At 70.8% G+C, this 16,168-nt stretch carries 16 protein-coding genes; 6 read left to right on the top strand and 10 right to left on the bottom strand.

Annotated elements, in window-relative coordinates; genetic code table 11:
- Positions 1–25 precede the first annotated feature (25 nt).
- Complete coding sequence (locus ACIRR9_RS11635) at positions 26–1,297, bottom strand: glycoside hydrolase family 3 N-terminal domain-containing protein (protein WP_403750099.1); 1,272 nt, start codon at positions 1,295–1,297, stop codon at positions 26–28.
- A 399-nt stretch (positions 1,298–1,696) separates the two neighbouring features.
- Between ACIRR9_RS11635 and ACIRR9_RS11630 the strand changes: the two genes are divergently transcribed.
- Together ACIRR9_RS11630 and ACIRR9_RS11625 are read left to right on the top strand one after the other, a co-directional pair.
- Positions 1,697–3,154: an aldehyde dehydrogenase gene (locus tag ACIRR9_RS11630; RefSeq protein WP_365336788.1), complete on the top strand. Its 1,458-nt coding sequence runs from the start codon at positions 1,697–1,699 to the stop codon at positions 3,152–3,154.
- Between the two features lie 6 nt (positions 3,155–3,160).
- Positions 3,161–3,394 carry a ferredoxin gene (locus ACIRR9_RS11625; RefSeq protein WP_316776761.1) on the top strand — a complete coding sequence of 78 codons (234 nt, stop codon included), beginning with the start codon at positions 3,161–3,163 and terminating at the stop codon, positions 3,392–3,394.
- 105 nt (positions 3,395–3,499) lie between these two features.
- On the opposite strand, the gene ACIRR9_RS11620 is transcribed toward ACIRR9_RS11625, so the two are convergent.
- Positions 3,500–4,126, bottom strand: a complete 627-nt coding sequence (locus ACIRR9_RS11620; protein ID WP_403750096.1) for a 1,4-alpha-glucan branching protein — start codon at positions 4,124–4,126, stop codon at positions 3,500–3,502.
- A 323-nt stretch (positions 4,127–4,449) separates the two neighbouring features.
- Positions 4,450–5,091, bottom strand: a complete 642-nt coding sequence (locus tag ACIRR9_RS11615; protein ID WP_365336790.1) for a TetR family transcriptional regulator — start codon at positions 5,089–5,091, stop codon at positions 4,450–4,452.
- 220 nt (positions 5,092–5,311) lie between these two features.
- Between ACIRR9_RS11615 and ACIRR9_RS11610 the strand changes: the two genes are divergently transcribed.
- The 3 genes from ACIRR9_RS11610 to ACIRR9_RS11600 are packed head-to-tail and all read left to right on the top strand — an operon-like array spanning position 5,312 to position 8,546.
- Complete coding sequence (locus ACIRR9_RS11610) at positions 5,312–6,706, top strand: glycosyltransferase family 4 protein (protein ID WP_403750093.1); 1,395 nt, start codon at positions 5,312–5,314, stop codon at positions 6,704–6,706.
- On the top strand, positions 6,700–7,479 hold the full coding sequence (locus tag ACIRR9_RS11605; protein ID WP_403750090.1) for a class I SAM-dependent methyltransferase: 780 nt from the start codon (positions 6,700–6,702) through the stop codon (positions 7,477–7,479). The genes ACIRR9_RS11610 and ACIRR9_RS11605 overlap by 7 nt, the downstream gene beginning before the upstream one ends.
- Positions 7,476–8,546: a prenyltransferase gene (locus ACIRR9_RS11600; RefSeq protein WP_403750087.1), complete on the top strand. Its 1,071-nt coding sequence runs from the start codon at positions 7,476–7,478 to the stop codon at positions 8,544–8,546. The genes ACIRR9_RS11605 and ACIRR9_RS11600 overlap by 4 nt, the downstream gene beginning before the upstream one ends.
- A 123-nt stretch (positions 8,547–8,669) precedes the next feature.
- Here ACIRR9_RS11600 and ACIRR9_RS11595 read toward each other — a convergent pair whose 3' ends face one another.
- The gene (locus ACIRR9_RS11595) at positions 8,670–8,963 is read right to left on the bottom strand and encodes a hypothetical protein (RefSeq protein WP_403750084.1); all 294 of its coding nucleotides are present in this window, start codon (positions 8,961–8,963) and stop codon (positions 8,670–8,672) included.
- A gap of 135 nt (positions 8,964–9,098) precedes the next feature.
- On the opposite strand from ACIRR9_RS11595, the gene ACIRR9_RS11590 reads away from it, so the two are divergent.
- The gene (locus tag ACIRR9_RS11590; RefSeq protein WP_403750081.1) at positions 9,099–9,665 is read left to right on the top strand and encodes a hypothetical protein; all 567 of its coding nucleotides are present in this window, start codon (positions 9,099–9,101) and stop codon (positions 9,663–9,665) included.
- 50 nt (positions 9,666–9,715) lie between these two features.
- Here the strand turns inward: ACIRR9_RS11590 and ACIRR9_RS11585 are convergent, their stop codons facing one another.
- From ACIRR9_RS11585 to ACIRR9_RS11560, 6 genes are all read right to left on the bottom strand, one after another.
- A complete protein-coding gene (locus tag ACIRR9_RS11585; protein ID WP_403750079.1) occupies positions 9,716–10,726 on the bottom strand; it encodes an LLM class F420-dependent oxidoreductase in 1,011 nt (336 codons plus the stop codon).
- A gap of 101 nt (positions 10,727–10,827) precedes the next feature.
- On the bottom strand, positions 10,828–11,631 hold the full coding sequence (locus ACIRR9_RS11580; protein ID WP_403750077.1) for a hypothetical protein: 804 nt from the start codon (positions 11,629–11,631) through the stop codon (positions 10,828–10,830).
- A gap of 233 nt (positions 11,632–11,864) precedes the next feature.
- Positions 11,865–12,773, bottom strand: a complete 909-nt coding sequence (locus ACIRR9_RS11575; RefSeq protein WP_403750074.1) for an N-acetylmuramoyl-L-alanine amidase — start codon at positions 12,771–12,773, stop codon at positions 11,865–11,867.
- Positions 12,774–12,859: 86 nt separating this feature from the next.
- Positions 12,860–13,156 (bottom strand): hypothetical protein, encoded by a 297-nt coding sequence (locus tag ACIRR9_RS11570; protein WP_403750072.1) that lies wholly within the window; start codon positions 13,154–13,156, stop codon positions 12,860–12,862.
- Between the two features lie 246 nt (positions 13,157–13,402).
- Entirely contained in the window at positions 13,403–14,050 is a 648-nt protein-coding gene (locus ACIRR9_RS11565; RefSeq protein WP_403750070.1) for a class I SAM-dependent methyltransferase, read from the bottom strand.
- A gap of 207 nt (positions 14,051–14,257) precedes the next feature.
- Complete coding sequence (locus tag ACIRR9_RS11560) at positions 14,258–16,012, bottom strand: MFS transporter (protein ID WP_403750066.1); 1,755 nt, start codon at positions 16,010–16,012, stop codon at positions 14,258–14,260.
- Positions 16,013–16,168: the final 156 nt, after the last annotated feature.

Raw genomic sequence — 16,168 nt, 5'->3', positions numbered from 1 at the left:
GTCAGATTTCCGCGGGGGAAACCGACTAGGAGCAGAGATTCACGTGCCGGACGGCCAGGACGTGCCCCGCCGCGTCGATGAGGCGGCTGCGGGCGAGCTTTCCGCCGGTCACCGCGTTGGTGATCGCCGAGGCGATCGAGGACGTCTGGGAGCCGACATTGCTTCCCAGGTCGAACATGACCATGTCCGCACCGGAGCGCAGGGCCTGGACGGCGGCCGCAGGGATGGTGAAGCCGGCGCCGGAGATCGCCTTGGCGCTGAGCGAGTCGGTGACCACCAGCCCCTTGAAGCCCAGCTTGCCGCGCAGCTCGGAGCTGATCACGGTGGGCGACAGGCTCGCCGGATTGGTGGCCAGGCCCGGCACGATGTTGTTGGAGACCATGATGGCCGGGGCGCCGGCCTTGATGGCCGCGGTGAACGGCGGGATCCCCACCTTCTGCAGGGTGGACCAGGGCAGGGTGCGGGCGGGGCCGAAGTCGGAGTTGTAGGTGGAGCCGCCGAGGCCCGGGAAGTGCTTGACGACGGGTATCACGCCTCCGTCGCGCATGCCGTTCATGTACGCGACCCCGGCCTTGGAGACCACCGCGGTGTTGCCGCTGAAGGACCGCCATCCGTCGGGGTTGGTCTTGCTGGGGGCCACGTTCCTGCCGTCGACGTCGACCACCGGCGCGAGGTTCATGTTCACCTGGGCGGCCGCCATCTTCTTGGCCACCTTCGCGACGTTCTGCTGGATCTGGGCCGGGGTCCAGTGCGCGCCCATGTACGCGGCCCAGGGCAGGGATCCGACGAGGTTCGCCATGCGCTGGATGCCGCCGCCCTCCTCGTCCGTCATCACCAGCAGACCCAGATGGCCCGGAACGTGGGACTTCAGGGTGGTCAGCCGGGCGCCGAGGTCGGACGGTGCCGCACTGCCGAACAGCACCACACCGCCCGCACCGGCGCTCACCTCGGAGGTGGCGCCGGACACCGAGGTCTCCGACACCGGGACGGCGATGGTCAGCATGGCCAGCCGCTGGTTCGACCACCCGGCCAGCTTCGTGGCGTTGGTGCACGCGGCGGGGGTGGTGTCGGCGGCGGTGGTGGCCGCGGTGGTGGCGGTGCCGGTGGCGCCCGGTGTGAGGGACGACGGGGAGGGCCCGTCGGGTGCGGCGGGGGACTTGTTGGGGGCGCTGGAGTGCGGGGACGCCTGGGGGGCGCCCGAGCCGCAGCCTGCCAGGAGCATCGCCGCCATGACGGCGGCGGTGCCGGTGCTCAGTCTGCGTGCGGTCGTGTGGTCACGGTACGACGGGACATTCATCGCCCGGCCTCCTTCCGGAAGACGCGACGGCGTCCGTCGCGCTGAGGGCCGTATGAACATGAGGTGGGCTTCTCGAAGCGTGGGATGCGCTCCGGTCCGAATTTGTTCGGAGGTCCGCGGTCGGCGTACCAACAGGATCTCGCGTTTCGGGGCCGGGCGGAAACCCGGCCGACCCGAGCCGGGGCAAGCCCGAGCCGGCCTGTCGGCCACTGTCGGAAGCGGTCCGGCCACGCAGCGGAACCGGGGGCGGCGACGGGGTGCAGGCGGACCGCGCGGCCCGACGGTACCCCCGCCGTTCGCAAAACCACTGGTGGGGGCCTATTCGGTCCCGCCCCTGGCTTAGTTCAACTAGAACTGGTATCAGTTCTGAAACATCGTCAGGAAGGGTGGCGGGGCGCCATGACCGAGTTCCTGGAACACGGACAGCTGTTCATCGGCGGGGAGTTGACCGACCCTCTCGGCAAGGACGTCATCGAGGTGGTCTCCCCGCACACCGAGGAGGTCTTCGGGCGGGTGCCGCACGCCTCGCGGGAGGACGTGGACCGGGCGGTGGCCGTGGCGCGGCGGGCCTTCGACGAGGGGCCCTGGCCGCGGATGACGCTCGACGAGCGGATCGAGGTCGTCACCCGGATCAAGGACGCGATCGCCGTCCGGCACGAGGAGATCGCCCGGGTGATCTCCTCCGAGAACGGCTCCCCCTACTCCTGGAGCGTTCTCGCGCAGGCGCTCGGCGCGATGATGGTCTGGGACGCGGCGATCAGGGTCGCGCGCGACTTCACGTACGAGGAGACGCGCGACGGGGTGCTGGGGAAGATCCTGGTGCGGCGGGAGCCGGTCGGGGTCGTGGCTGCCGTGGTGCCGTGGAACGTGCCCCAGTTCGTGGCCGCCGCCAAACTCGCCCCCGCGCTGCTCACCGGCTGCACGGTGGTGCTCAAGCCGTCCCCGGAGTCGCCGCTGGACGCCTACATCCTCGGTGAGATCACCAAGGAGGCCGGGCTGCCGGACGGGGTCCTCTCCATCCTCCCGGCCGACCGCGAGGTGAGCGAGTACCTCGTCGCCCACCCCGGCGTCGACAAGATCTCCTTCACCGGGTCCGTCGCGGCCGGCAAGCGCGTGATGGAGGTCGCCGCGAAGAACCTCACCCGCGTGACCCTGGAACTGGGCGGCAAGTCGGCGGCGGTCGTGCTGCCGGACGCGGACGTGGCCGCCTCCGTCGCCGGGATCGTCCCGGCGGCCTGGATGAACAACGGCCAGGCGTGCGTGGCCCAGACCCGCATCCTCGTCCCGCGCTCCCGCTACGACGAGTTCGCCGACGCCTTCGCGGCCGCGGCGAGCGCCCTGAAGGTCGGCGACCCGCTGGACCCGGCCACCCAGGTGGGCCCCCTGGTCGCCCGCCGCCAGCAGCAGCGGAACCTGGACTACATCCGCATCGGCCTGGAGGAGGGCGCGAAGATCCTGACCGGCGGCGGCCGGCCGGCGGGCCTGGACAAGGGCTGGTACGTCGAACCGACCCTCTTCGGTGGCGTCGACAACTCGATGCGGATAGCGCGAGAGGAGATCTTCGGCCCGGTGATCTGTCTGCTCCCCTACGGCGACGAGTCCGAGGCCCTGAAGATCGCGAACGACTCGGACTACGGGCTGAGCGGGAGCGTGTGGACGGCCGACGTGGAGCACGGCATCGAGGTCGCCAGGAAGGTGCGCACGGGGACGTACTCCGTGAACACCTTCAGCCTCGACATGCTCGGTCCGTTCGGCGGCTACAAGAACTCCGGTCTGGGGCGGGAGTTCGGGCCCGAGGGCTACGGCGAGTTCCTCGAACACAAGATGATCCACCTCCCCGCCGGCTGGGAGGGCTGAGCGGCCATGGGGGACCGCTGGCACGTCGAGGTCGACCGGTCGATCTGCATCGGCTCGGCCCAGTGCGTCCACCGCGCCACCGGGGCCTTCCGCCTCGACTCCGCCATGCAGTCCCACCCCGTGGACCCGGAGACGGACGCCAACGGCAGGATCCTCGACGCGGCGGAGAACTGCCCGGTGGAGGCGATCACGATCACTCTGCTGGGAAGCGGGGAGCCGGTGTTCCCGCCGGAGGACTGAGCGCCCCGTAAGGGGCGCGGGGCTGTATTCATGTGCGGCTACCGCCGCGTGGGCGCGACCAGCCGCAACGGCGCCGCAGCCGACCGGCGGCATGTCGCGGCACTCTCAGCGGGGCTGAAGCGCCGCGAACAGCCCGTGGGCGCGGCTCCCGTCCGGCCGCCCCCACACCCCGCCGACATGCCCGACCGCGTCGGCGGACGGCGCCGAACCGGCGGTCAGCACCCGCTGCAGCCGCAGCACCAGACCGCCGCCCGCCACGGCGAACTCGGTGCTCTCGTCGGTGTCGACGGGGGCGCCGAGGCCAGGGATGGGGCCCTCCCCGGCGTAGGAGCGGACGACCTCCCGGTCGGGGGTGTCGGTGACGCTCTGCGCCTGTGCCTCGGTGCGCCCCTCGATCAGGGCGAGCAACCCGGCCGTCAGCACCGGGTCGTGGCAGCCGTCGTACGCCCAGCGCGGACCGAGCACACCGTGCTCCATGGTGCCGACGAGGGCGTGCCCGGCGCCGTCGAGCGGGGCGCCGCGATAGGTGAGCGGCACGAGGTAAGCCCCCGACTCCTCGGTGACGACCATGAACTCGATCCCGACCTCGCCCTCCGGGTCGTCCAGCCGGAATCCGCCGGCCTTCGCCAACTCCGGGGCGGCGGAGCCGTGGTACCAGGGGCGGGTCGGGAGCCAGGCGGCGAGGAGTTCGACCTTGGTGGGCTTGAGGGTGGTGCGGTGGATGAGTGCCATGGGGAAGATTCTGCGATCGGGCGCGGGCACCCCGCCAGACACTTTCCCGTGCCCAGTATCAGGAAAAGAATAAAAAAATCCAGCTTCGGGGTATTGTCTTCCGCTTCGCCCGTTCTATGCTGGTATCAGCCTACGAGGCGAGTGAGGGAGTCCGAGCGGAGTAGCCGACTCTGGCGTGACGCAGATGCAGAAGCATCCGCCGGTGCCGACGTCGACGGTCGGGCTGAGAGGCCGGAAGGCAGTAGCAAGGCCTGACGGCGACCCCCATTACCTGATCCGGACCATGCCGGCGAAGGGAACCCGTCTCGTAGGTCTTTGCGTGCCTACTTCTTCTCCCCCTGCTTCTCGCCCGGCTCCGTCAGGTCGATCAGGCGGCACACCGTCTCGATGTCGATCTTCACCTGGGCGATGGAGGCACGGCCCGAGAGCCAGGTGATCAGGGCCGAGTGCCAGGTGTGCTCGATGACCCGGACGGCGGAGAGCTGGGCGGGGGTCGGGTCGGTCAGGCCCATCGCGTCCAGGATGATCGCCGTGGTCTGCCGGGAGACCTGGTCGACCTCGGGGGAGACGCTGCGGTCGGCGAAGGTGAGGGCCCGGACCATCGCGTCGGCCAGGTGCGGCTCGCGCTGCAGGGCCCGGAAGGCCCGCATCAGGGTCTCGGCGACCCGCTCGGACGCCGTCTCGCCCGCCGGCGGCTTCTTGCGCAGCGTGCCGTGCATGTGCTCCAGCTGGTCCTGCATGGTGGCCACCAGCAGGTGGACCTTGGACGGGAAGTAGCGGTAGAGCGTGCCCAGGGCCACCTGGGAGGACTCGGCCACCTCGCGCATCTGCACCGCGTCGAAACCGCCCCGGCTGGCCAGCTGCGCGCTCGCGTGCAGGATCCGGCGGCGCCGGGCCTCCTGACGCTCCGTGAGCGGCGGGGAGGCTGGTCGGGCGCTGATGTCCACCTTGGCTTCCACAGGCATGGGTCCCGTCCGTGACAGTCGGTGAGGGCAGTGCTCAGGGCGAGTGATCAGACAGCATGGCAGGGGTTCGCGCCGTGGCGCGAATCACCTGATCCACTGCTCACTCCGCTCCTACCTGCCGGTAGATTCAGAGCCTCTTGAACGATCAAGTCTGAAACTTGTTCTAGATTAGCGTCCCGGCGTAATCTCGCGGGAAAGTGCAGGGAGAAGGGGGCCCGGAGTGACCGCTGAGGCCAGGCGGGCGGGTACCAGGGACGAACCCGCCGCCGACGGCGAGCGACCGCTCGACATCGCACTCCTCACCTATAAAGGGAACCCGTTCTGCGGCGGCCAGGGCGTCTATGTACGGCACCTGTCGCGCGAGCTGGCCCGGCTGGGCCACCGGGTCGAGGTCATCGGCTCACAGCCGTATCCCGTCCTCGACGAGGGGTACCCCGCACTCACCCTCACCGAGCTGCCCAGCCTCGACCTGTACCGCTCCCCGGACCCCTTCCGGACCCCGAAGCGCGACGAGTACCGGGACTGGATCGACGCGCTCGAAGTGGCGACCATGTGGACCGGCGGCTTCCCCGAGCCGCTGACCTTCTCCCTCCGCGCCCGCCGTCATCTGCGCGCCCGCGCCGGGGAGTTCGACGTCATCCACGACAACCAGACCCTCGGGTACGGCCTGTTGGGTGACGTCGGTGCGCCGCTCGTCACCACCATCCACCACCCCATCACCGTGGACCGGCAGTTGGAGCTGGACGCGGCCGAGGGGTGGCAGCGCCGGTACTCGGTACGGCGCTGGTACGCCTTCACCCGGATGCAGAAGCGGGTCGCCCGCCGGCTGCCCTCCGTGCTCACCGTCTCCGGCACCTCCCGCCAGGAGATCGTCGACCACCTCGGCGTCCGCGAGGACCGCATCCACGTCGTCCACATCGGCGCCGACACCGACCTCTTCGCGCCGAATCCCGCCGTGCCCCAGGTGCCCGGCCGGATCGTCACCACCTCCAGCGCGGACGTCCCCCTCAAGGGGCTGGTGTACCTCGTCGAGGCCCTCGCCAAGGTACGGACCGAGCATCCCGCCGCCCACCTCGTGGTCGTCGGCAAGCGGCCCACCGAGGGGCCCGTCGCGCAGGCCATGGAGCGCTACGGCCTCGACGGCGCCGTCGAGTTCGTGAAGGGCATCTCCGACGCCGAACTCGTCGACCTGGTCCGTTCGGCCGAGGTCGCCTGCGTGCCCTCGCTCTACGAGGGCTTCTCGCTGCCCGCCGCCGAGGCCATGGCGACCGGCACCCCGCTGGTCGCGACGACCGGCGGCGCCATCCCCGAGGTCGCCGGACGCGACGGCGAGACCTGCCTGGCCGTACCGCCGGGCGACGCGGGCGCGCTGGCCGCCGGGCTCGGCCGCCTGCTGGGCGACCCGGAGCTGCGGGTCCGGCTCGGCCGGGCGGGCCGTGAGCGGGTGCTGCGGCACTTCACCTGGGCGCGCGCCGCGGAGGGCACGGTGGCCCGCTACCGCGAGGCGATCGCCGGCCGTACCGGGGAGCGTTCCGCGCCCACGACTCCGGGCCGCCCCGCGGCCACCCCCCTCGTAGACGTCGCTTCCACTCCCGAAAGCAGGGCCACGTGCTGACCGTCGACTTCTCCCGGTTCCCGCTCGCCCCGGGCGACCGGGTCCTGGACCTCGGCTGCGGCGCCGGCCGCCACGCCTTCGAGTGTTACCGGCGTGGCGCCCAGGTCGTGGCCCTCGACCAGAACGCCGAGGAAATCCGCGAGGTCGCCAAGTGGTTCGCGGCGATGAAGGAGGCCGGCGAGGCCCCGGCGGGCGCCACCGCCACGGCCATGGAGGGCGACGCCCTCGCCCTGCCGTTCCCCGACGAGTCCTTCGACGTCGTCATCATCTCCGAGGTCATGGAGCACATCCCCGACGACAAGGGCGTGCTCGCCGAGATGGTGCGGGTGCTCAGGCCCGGCGGGCGGATAGCGGTCACCGTGCCGCGCTACGGCCCCGAGAAGGTCTGCTGGGCGCTCTCCGACGCCTACCACGAGGTCGAGGGCGGGCACATCCGCATCTACAAGGCCGACGAACTGATCGGGAAGATCAAGGAAGCCGGCCTGCGGCCGTACGGCTCCCACCACGCGCACGCGCTGCACTCGCCGTACTGGTGGCTGAAGTGCGCCTTCGGCGTCGACAACGACAAGGCGCTGCCGGTGCGGGCGTACCACAAGCTGCTGGTCTGGGACATCATGAAGAAGCCGCTGGCCACGCGGGTCGCCGAGCAGGCGCTGAACCCGGTCCTGGGCAAGAGCTTCGTCGTCTACGCGACCAAGCCGCACCTGCCCGCGGTGTCCGGCGAGGCCGGGAAGACCGACAAGGCCGAGAAGACCGAGGTGGCCGCCAAGTGACCACCCCCCGGACAGAACACCTCGTCCTGCCCGGGGTCCTCACCGCCGAGCAGGCCGCCGCGACCGTCCGCGGCATCCTCGCCGTGCAGCGGGAGGACGGCGCGATCCCGTGGTTCCGGGGGCACCACCTCGACCCCTGGGACCACACCGAGGCCGCCATGGCCCTGGACGCGGCCGGCGAGTACGAGGCCGCCGAGCGGGCGTACAGCTGGCTCGCCCGGCACCAGAACGAGGACGGCTCCTGGTACGCGGCCTACGCCGACGGCGCACACGACGACGTCACCGACCGCGCCCGCGAGTCCAACTTCGTCGCCTACATAGCCGTCGGCGTCTGGCACCACTACCTGTCCACCGGCGACGACACGTTCCTCGACCGGATGTGGCCCGCCGTCTACGCGGCCGTCGAGTGGGTGCTCAGGCTGCAGCAGCCGGGCGGCGAGATCGGCTGGCGCCGCGACGACGACGGCACGCCGGCCGACGACGCGCTGCTGACCGGGAGTTCGTCGATCCACCATGCGCTGCGCTGTGCGCTCGCCATCGCCGAGCAGCGCGAAGAGGCGCAGCCGGACTGGGAGTTGGCGGTGGGCGCGCTGCGGCACGCGATACGGCGGCACCCGGAGCGGTTCCTCGACAAGGACCGGTACTCGATGGACTGGTACTACCCGGTCCTCGGCGGGGCGTTGACCGGTGCGGAGGCGGGCGCGCGGATCGACAAGGACTGGGACCGGTTCGTCGTGCCCGGGTTCGGGGTGCGGTGTGTCGTCCCCAACCCGTGGGTGACGGGCGGGGAGTCGGCGGAGCTGGCGCTGGCACTGTGGGCGGTCGGGGAGTCCGACCGGGCGCTGGAGATCCTGCAGTCCATCCAGCATCTGCGGGACGCCGAGTCGGGGCTGTACTGGACCGGGTACGTCTTCGAGGACGACGCGATCTGGCCGAGGGAGCTGACGACTTGGACGGCGGGGTCGTTGTTGCTGGCGGTCGCCGCGCTCGGGGGGCATGACGCGACGTGTGCGGTGTTCGGGGGCGAGCAGCTTCCTTCGGGGCTTGAGGTGGATTGCTGCGCCTAGTGGGGCGGGGGGTTCTGTGCGACGGCGGGTGCCGCGCCGTTGGGGCTGGTCGCGCCCACGCGGCGGAGCCGCATATCGACACAGCCCGCGCCCCTGACGGGGCGCTGCCCTGACCGGGGTTTGTCAGTGGCGGTGCATTCGGTTGGCGATCGCGTGGCCGACGAACAGGTAGACCACCGCCGCCAGGCCGTAACCGGCCACCACCCGCGCCCATGCCTTGTGGAAGGTGAACAGGTCGTGTGACCAGCCGGCCAGCCAGTCGGCCGCCTCGTGGACGAACTGGACCAGGGTGTTCGCCCGGTTCGCGTCCAGCAGGTACATCACGATCCAGAGGCCCAGGATCAGGGCCATGACGTCGGCGACGGCCGCGACGACCATCCCAGCCTGATTCGCACCCTTGCCAGATTCGGGGGACATACCCTCCGGGTTGCCGCCGAACGGTCCTTGAAACCTGAACGGCGTTCCTCCCGAGTGGCGAGGTGCCGCCATTTGGGTGAGGCTGCCGGAGGAAGCAACCGCTCGGGGAGGAATCGAGACACACGGGAGGATCCCGTGCCCGTACCGATACGGCGCCTCGTCGTCGCACTTACCCTCTGCTGCGCCCTGGTCGCCGGTGTCACCGCCTGCGGCGGCAGCACACAGAGCAAGGCCATCGACACCGGCATAGTGGCGGCCCCCGTGGCCGACACACCCAGTCCGACCACGCCCGCGGAGAGACAGAAGCTCGCCAAGACACGGTTCGTCGCCAACGCGGGTCTCGCCGCCGGCGCGACCTACCAGTGGATCGTGAAGCCCTGGAAGGCGGGCAAGTTCAAGAAGGGTGCCCACGGCCGCACCGTCACCCTGATCAAGGCGGCTGCCGCCGGTGGGTTCGCCTACAACCGGCTCAAGGCCGCCAAGCGGAACGCCGAGGGCGATCCGCTGCTGTCCAAGGCCATCGCACCGCTGTCCGCCGGTATCGACTCGCTGAAGAACCTGCCGTCCAAGCTCCGTTCGGGCGACGGGAACGCGGCCGGTGCCTTCGACGACATCATCAACAAGGTCAAGGACGCGGGCCAGAGCGCGGGCGCCCCGGTGCACAACCAGGTGCCGTCGGCCCACCAGCTCCGTGGAGGCTGAGCTCACGAGCTCACCGGCTCAAGAGCTCACCGGCTCACGAGCTCACCGGCTCACGAGTTCAGCTCGGCGAGCACCTGTAGCGTGTGAGGGTCCGGTGCCAGGGCCAGCAGGTCCGTCACCGGACCCTTGCGCCACAACTCCAGCCGCTCGGCGATGCGTTCGCGCGGACCGACCAGCGAGATCTCGTCGGCGAACGCGTCCGGCACCGCCAGCACCGCCTCCTCACGGCGCCCGGACAGGAACAGCTCCTGGATCCGCCGCGCCTCCTCCTCGTACCCCATGCGCGCCATGAGGTCGGCGTGGAAGTTGCGGGCCGCGTGTCCCATCCCGCCGATGTAGAAGCCGAGCATGGCCTTCACGGGCAGCAGCCCGGCGGCGACGTCGTCACAGACCCTGACCTGGGTCAAAGGGGCGACGAGGAAGCCCTCCGGCAGGTCGGCCACCGCCGGGCCGTACACCTCGGGCCGGCTCGGCGCCCAGTACAGCGGCAGCCAGCCGTCGGCGATCCGGACCGTCTGGGCGACGTTCTTCGGCCCCTCGGCACCGAGCAGGACCGGCAGATCGGCGCGGAGAGGATGGGTGATCGGCTTCAACGGCTTGCCGAGACCGGTGGCGTCCGGCCCCCGGTACGGATGCGAGTGGAACCGGCCGTCCACCGCCACCGGCCCCTCCCGGCGCAGCACCTGCCGTACGACGTCCACGTACTCCCGGGTCGCGGTCAGTGGCGACTTCGGGAACGGGCGGCCGTACCAGCCCTCGACGACCTGCGGTCCGGACAGGCCGAGCCCCAGCATCACCCGGCCGCCCGACAGATGGTCCAGGGTCAGTGCGTGCATCGCGGTGGTGGTAGGCGACCGGGCCGCCATCTGGGCAACGGCCGTACCCAGCTTGATGGTCGAGGTCTGCGCCGCGATCCAGGTGAGCGGGGTGAAGACGTCCGACCCCCAGGACTCCGCCGTCCACACCGAGTGATACCCGAGCCGCTCGGCCTCCCGGGCGAGCGGAACGTGGTCCGGGGAGGGGCCGCGCCCCCAGTAGCCGAGTGCCAACCCGAGCCGCATGAAGACCTCCTGACGGTACGTCAGATATCGCTGAAGGTCACTGGACTGTACGACAACGGCCCCTCACCCGAAAGGGCAAGGGGCCGTGGGCGCGGGCCGGTTCAGCCGCGCTGGATCCCGGAGGTGTCCTGCAGCACGCCACGGCGGCCGTCCTGCGTCTGCGCGACCAGGGCGGCGCCGCGCTGCTCCACCGCCAAGTACCAGGTGCCGGGCGCGAGTTCGGCGATCGGCGCGGTGGAGCCGTCCTCCGCGAACAGCGGGCGCGACACCGGGACGGCGAACCAGAACGGCGAGAAGTCGGCGGCCGGCGGCTGCTGCGCCGCGGCCGGGGGCTGCGGCTGGCCCGGCTGGCTCTGCTGGCCGAAGGGCTGGCCGGGCTGCGGCTGTGCGCCGTACGGCTGCTGCGGGGCGCCGGCGCCGGGGTAGCCGTAGCCGCCGGGAGGCTGGGCGCCGTAGGGCTGCGGGGCCTGCGGCTTGGGGGCCGGGACCAGTGCCGCCTGGAGAGCCGGGACGAGCGGGGTGGCGATGGCGGCCGCGGCCAGGACCAGGGCCGCGAGCAGACCGAGGATCAGGCCGGCGCCGGCGTCCACGCCGTCGGGAACGTCGACCAGCGACCAGAACAGCGTCCAGGCGGAGAGGATCGCGAAGCCCGTGCCGACCATGCCGAGGTCCAGGCCGAGCACCTTGCGCTGCTGCGGCAGGGCGCGGTTGAGAACGATCAGCGCGCCACCGATGACGGCCCCCATGTACGTGCCCAGGCCTGTCCCGAGGTCGTCCCAGGCGTTCCGGCTGATGGTGATACCGGCGCTGGAGTAGGAGTAGGCAGCGAGGAACGACGCGATGAACAGCAATACCGCTGCTCCGATCACCACGCCGTCGCCTCTAGTGAGGGAGCGGATATTCACTTCAGGTCCTTCGTAGGTCGTCTCGTCGGCAGAGGAGGCGTCGAACGTGGCCTCTCATCGTGGAAAGGACACTATCGTCCGGCCGATCGGAGTGTCCGCCCGGTCCTGCCCGCCGTTGGCCACCCAGTGCAGGAAACTCACGATTCCGTTACTCAAGCCCCAGCTGCCGCACGCCCGTCGGCCGGAACCGCGAGGTGTCCGATCCCGGGGACGGCCGTCGAACGGGGCGGCCCCTAGTTGCCGAGGAAGTCCGCGAGGCCGTCCGAGATGCCCTGGGCCGCCTTCTGCCGCCAGGCCCCGCTGGTCAGCAGTGCCTCGTCCTTGCTGTCGCGCATGTTGCCGCACTCGATGAACACCTTGGGAACCGTGGACAGATTGAGTCCGCCGAGGTCCTTGCGTACGTCAAGTCCCGTGCCGTTGCCCACGTAGTTGGACGGTGCGCTGCCCGTGACCTTCGCGAAGTCCTTCTCGACGCGCTCCCCGAGGGTTCGCGAGGGCCCGACGATGGGGCGGGTGTCGGCGGCGCCGGAGTGCACGGTCGCGGGCAGGATGACATGGAAGCCGCGGTCGCCCTCGGGCGCTCCGTCGGCGTGGATGGAGATGGCGGCGTCGGCGTGCGCGGCGTTCCCGATCGCCGCGCGCTTGTCCACGCACGGCCCCCAGGCGGGCCGGTCCCCGTCATGGGTCATCTTCACCGTCGCGCCCTGCTGCTCCAGCAGCGCCCGCAGCCGGTGCGCGACATCGAGCGTGAACCGGGCTTCGCTGTAACCGGCGTTGGTCGACGTCCCCGTCGTGTCGCACTCCTTCCAGTTCGTCCCGATGTTCACCTTCTGGTTGATCTCGGACGTGTGCTGGAAGTTGCCGGGGTTGTGCCCCGGGTCGATGAGGATCACCTTGCCCGCGAGGGAGCCGGAGGGCGTCGGGGCGGGCGCCTTGGCGTCATCGCCGGGCGATGCGGGTGCCGACTTGGGCGTGGCCGCGCTCGCCTGCCCGGCATCGTCGCCGCCGGGCCTGCCCACCCCCTCGTACACCACCCATCCGAGCAGTGCACCGGGCACCAACGCGGCAAGGCCGACGGCGAGCGGCGCCCGCCGGAACCGGCGCTGCTGCGGGGGATCGAATTCCGGGCCTGTGTACGACACGTCTGCCACCCTAACCGGCGTGCAGGGTGTCCATACGGTCGATGACGGCCCTTCGGGTGACCCGTGTCACCCGCCCCGGGTCCCCGTCAGCATCCGCCTTCGTCGTAGTAGGCGTAGTAACCGGCGTTGTAACCGCGGAGGTAGTCGCTGTTACGGCTCGAAGGGGTATAGCCCTCGCAATTCTGGCCGTCGTACTTACCGTCGCTGTAACCGCGCCGGTAGTCGGCACGTGACTGAGGGGCGAGGTTGTGTGCGGCCTGCGCCGTGAGCGCCGGCGAGCCGGCCGGGGCTGCCACGGCCTGCGGTCCCACTCCTGGCGCGAACGCCAGGCTCCCGGCGGCGATCGGGGCTGCAAGCAGTACGAGGATTCGCTTCGCGCGCATGGTGATTCCCATTCCGGAAACGAGGACGGGTATCTGGTGCCTCGACCTGGCCGGGAGCGAATTCTCGCGACAGCCGGCCCGGTGGACGCTCGGTGTGAGCCGTCCGGGCAACCAGGTGGCGGTGGACTCCGCCTTCGGCGCCGACTGTGCGAATTGCCGACCGCTTTCGACCGCGGCGCCCGCATTTCGACGGTATCGACTCATATCCGTCATGTCCACTCGCGCGAAGGGGGCGTGCCGACGCGCTCAGATCCCCGTCCCCGTGCGCCGCAGGACGCGCAGCGAGTCATGGGCCGAGACCTCCGTGAACGCGCCCGACTCCAGGGCGCGGAGGTAGACGCGGTAAGGGGCCTGGCCGGTGAACTCGTCCTTCGGGTCGGGGAAGACGTCGTGGATCAACAGCAGCCCGCCCGGGGCCACATGGGGGGCCCAGCCCTCGTAGTCGGCGGTGGCGTGCTCGTCGGTGTGCCCGCCGTCGATGAAGACGAACCCGAGCGGGGAGTTCCAGAAGGCGGCGACCTGCGGGGAGCGGCCGACGATCGCGACGACATGGTCTTCGAGGCCGGCGCGGTGCAGGGTCCGCCGGAAGGTCGGCAGCGTGTCCATCAGCCCGATCTCCGGGTCGACCGTCTCGGGGTCGTGGTAGTCCCAGCCGGGCTGCTGCTCCTCGCTGCCCCGGTGGTGGTCGAGGGTGAGCGCGGTGACTTTGGCCGCGCGGGCGGCGTCGGCGAGGAGCACGGTGGAGCGTCCGCAGTACGTTCCGACCTCCAGGAGGGGGAGCCCCAGGGCTCCGGCCTCGACAGCGGCCGCGTACAGCGCCAGTCCCTCGTGCAGGGGCATGAACCCCTTGGCCTTCTCGAACGCGGCGAGAGTCCTGGGCTCGGGCGCTGCCATGGCGGTCCTTCCGGTCGTACGACGGTCTCGGCGCCCATGCTGCCGCACCCCCTGCCGGCGAACCGACAGGGGGTGCGGATGTCACTCACTCAGGGCCAGCGCCCCGTCAGGGGCGCTGGGGGTACCCCCAGCCGAAGGCTGGGGGAGGAACTGCGCGACCAGCCCCCACTCAGCCGCACCCGCCAAACGGCAGACCGCGGCACCCCGCTACGCGCTGACAGTCTCCCCGGGCAACGAGAGATCCAGATCCACCGCCCGCTCATCCCCGGCATGCGTGGCCGAAGAAGCCAGCGGCCCGTGCCCCATCGCCTTCGCGGCCAGCACATACGCCCCCTGAGCCGGCACAGCGAGCGCATACGTCCCGTCGTCACCGGAAAGCGTGGCCCCCGCCTGTCGCCCACGGCGGTCGATGAGGGTCACCTTCGCCCGGGCGACCGGCAAGCCGTCGGCGGACAGCACGCGGCCGCGGAAGCCCCGCAGCACCTCCTCGGCGTTGACGAGCGCGGCGTCTTCCTCGCTGCTGGCCCGCAGCTGCGTGTGCTGGGCGGCCTCGGCCGCGGGCAGGCTCCGCTTCGGCAGGAACAGGGCGAGGACCAGACCCACCGCCACCGCGCCGGTGGCGATCAGGAAGGAGACCCGGAAGCCGTGCATGGTCGGGATCTCGACGCCGCCGACGTTGTTCGCCGTGTTCGCCAGCACCATGCCGATGACGGCGCTGGACACGGACGTACCGATGGACCGCATCAGCGTGTTGAGACCGTTGGCCGCGCCCGTCTCCGACGCCGGGACCGCGCCGACGATGAGCGCCGGCAGGGAGGAGTACGCGAGGCCGATGCCCGCGCCGAGGACGACCGCGATGACCAGGCTCTGCCAGGGCGCGCTCATCAGGCCGAGGCCCGAGCCGTAGCCGATCGCGATGATCAGCATGCCGAGGATGAGGGTGGTCTTGGGGCCGTACTTGGCGGACAGACGGGCGTAGACCGGGGCGGTGAACATCATCGTCAGGCCCAGCGGGGCGACCAGCAGACCCGCGACGACCATCGACTGGCCGAGGCCGTAGCCCGTGGCCTTCGGGAGCTGGAGCAGCTGCGGAAGGACCAGCGAGACGACGTAGAAGCTGACGCCGACCATGATCGACGCGAGGTTGGTGAACAGCACCGCCGGGCGGGCCGTGGTGCGCAGGTCGACCAGCGGGGCCGAGTGGCGCAGTTCGAAGACGCCCCACAGGAGGAGGACGGCGACGGAGGCGGCGAACAGGCCGAGCGTGGTGCCGGACGACCAGCCCCAGTCACTGCCCTTGGTGATGGGCAGGAGCAGCAGCACCAGGCCGGTGGACAGGCCCAGCGCGCCGACCACGTCGAAGGAGCCCTCCGCGCGCATCGGGGACTCCGGGACGACCAGGAGGGTCAGAACTATGGAGAGCACGCCGAGGCCGGCGGCGCCGTAGAACAGGGCGTGCCAGTTCATGTGCTGCGCGACCAGGGCCGCCGCGGGCAGCGCGAGGCCGCCGCCGACGCCGATCGAGGAGCTCATCAGGGCCATCGCCGAGCCGAGCTTCTCGCGCGGCAGCATGTCGCGCATCAGGCCGATGCCCAGCGGGATCGCGCCCATGGCGAAGCCCTGGAGGGTACGGCCGACGATCATCGTGAGCAGCTGGCTGGTGAGCGCGCTGACCAGGGCGCCGACCACCATCACGGCGAGGCTGAGGATCAGCATCCGCCGCTTGCCGTAGAGGTCACCGAGGCGGCCCATGATCGGAGTGGCCACGGCACCGGACAGGAGCGTCGAGGTCAGGACCCAGGTGGCGTTGCTGGGCGCGGTGCCCAGCAGTTGCGGCAGGTCCTTGATGACCGGGACGAGCAGGGTCTGCATCACCGCGACCACGATGCCCGCGAAGGCGAGGACCGGGACCAGGGCCCCGCTCGCGCCCCGGGTGGGCTGGTCGGTCGTCGTGTGCGTCATTGAGTGAGGCCTCCGGGCCGAGAGAGTGACGGGCGAGAAGATGACGTGTGGGCGGGCCGCGATGTGACGTGATCCGTCGTGGATAAGTGGTGGGTAAACCTCGTATGCACAGGCAACTATTCCGTTGCTTCGAGCTGCTAACGAATCCTTGACCAT

This window comes from Streptomyces sp. NPDC101234, assembly GCF_044767525.1.
GTDB classification, from domain to species: domain Bacteria; phylum Actinomycetota; class Actinomycetes; order Streptomycetales; family Streptomycetaceae; genus Streptomyces; species Streptomyces sasae.
The sequence above is the reverse complement of the archived record's forward strand: the minus strand, read 5'-3'. Positions and strand labels throughout refer to the sequence as shown.

Excerpts from the sequence above, each read along its gene's own strand:
- ACIRR9_RS11635 (WP_403750099.1), bottom strand. The coding sequence starts at position 1,297 with ATGAATGTCCCGTCGTACCGTGACCACACGACCGCACGCAGACTGAGC.
- ACIRR9_RS11630 (WP_365336788.1), top strand. The coding sequence starts at position 1,697 with ATGACCGAGTTCCTGGAACACGGACAGCTGTTCATCGGCGGGGAGTTG.
- ACIRR9_RS11625 (WP_316776761.1), top strand. The coding sequence starts at position 3,161 with ATGGGGGACCGCTGGCACGTCGAGGTCGACCGGTCGATCTGCATCGGC.
- ACIRR9_RS11620 (WP_403750096.1), bottom strand. The coding sequence starts at position 4,126 with ATGGCACTCATCCACCGCACCACCCTCAAGCCCACCAAGGTCGAACTC.
- ACIRR9_RS11615 (WP_365336790.1), bottom strand. The coding sequence starts at position 5,091 with ATGCCTGTGGAAGCCAAGGTGGACATCAGCGCCCGACCAGCCTCCCCG.
- ACIRR9_RS11595 (WP_403750084.1), bottom strand. The coding sequence starts at position 8,963 with ATGTCCCCCGAATCTGGCAAGGGTGCGAATCAGGCTGGGATGGTCGTC.
- ACIRR9_RS11585 (WP_403750079.1), bottom strand. The coding sequence starts at position 10,726 with ATGCGGCTCGGGTTGGCACTCGGCTACTGGGGGCGCGGCCCCTCCCCG.
- ACIRR9_RS11570 (WP_403750072.1), bottom strand. The coding sequence starts at position 13,156 with ATGCGCGCGAAGCGAATCCTCGTACTGCTTGCAGCCCCGATCGCCGCC.
- ACIRR9_RS11565 (WP_403750070.1), bottom strand. The coding sequence starts at position 14,050 with ATGGCAGCGCCCGAGCCCAGGACTCTCGCCGCGTTCGAGAAGGCCAAG.
- ACIRR9_RS11560 (WP_403750066.1), bottom strand. The coding sequence starts at position 16,012 with ATGACGCACACGACGACCGACCAGCCCACCCGGGGCGCGAGCGGGGCC.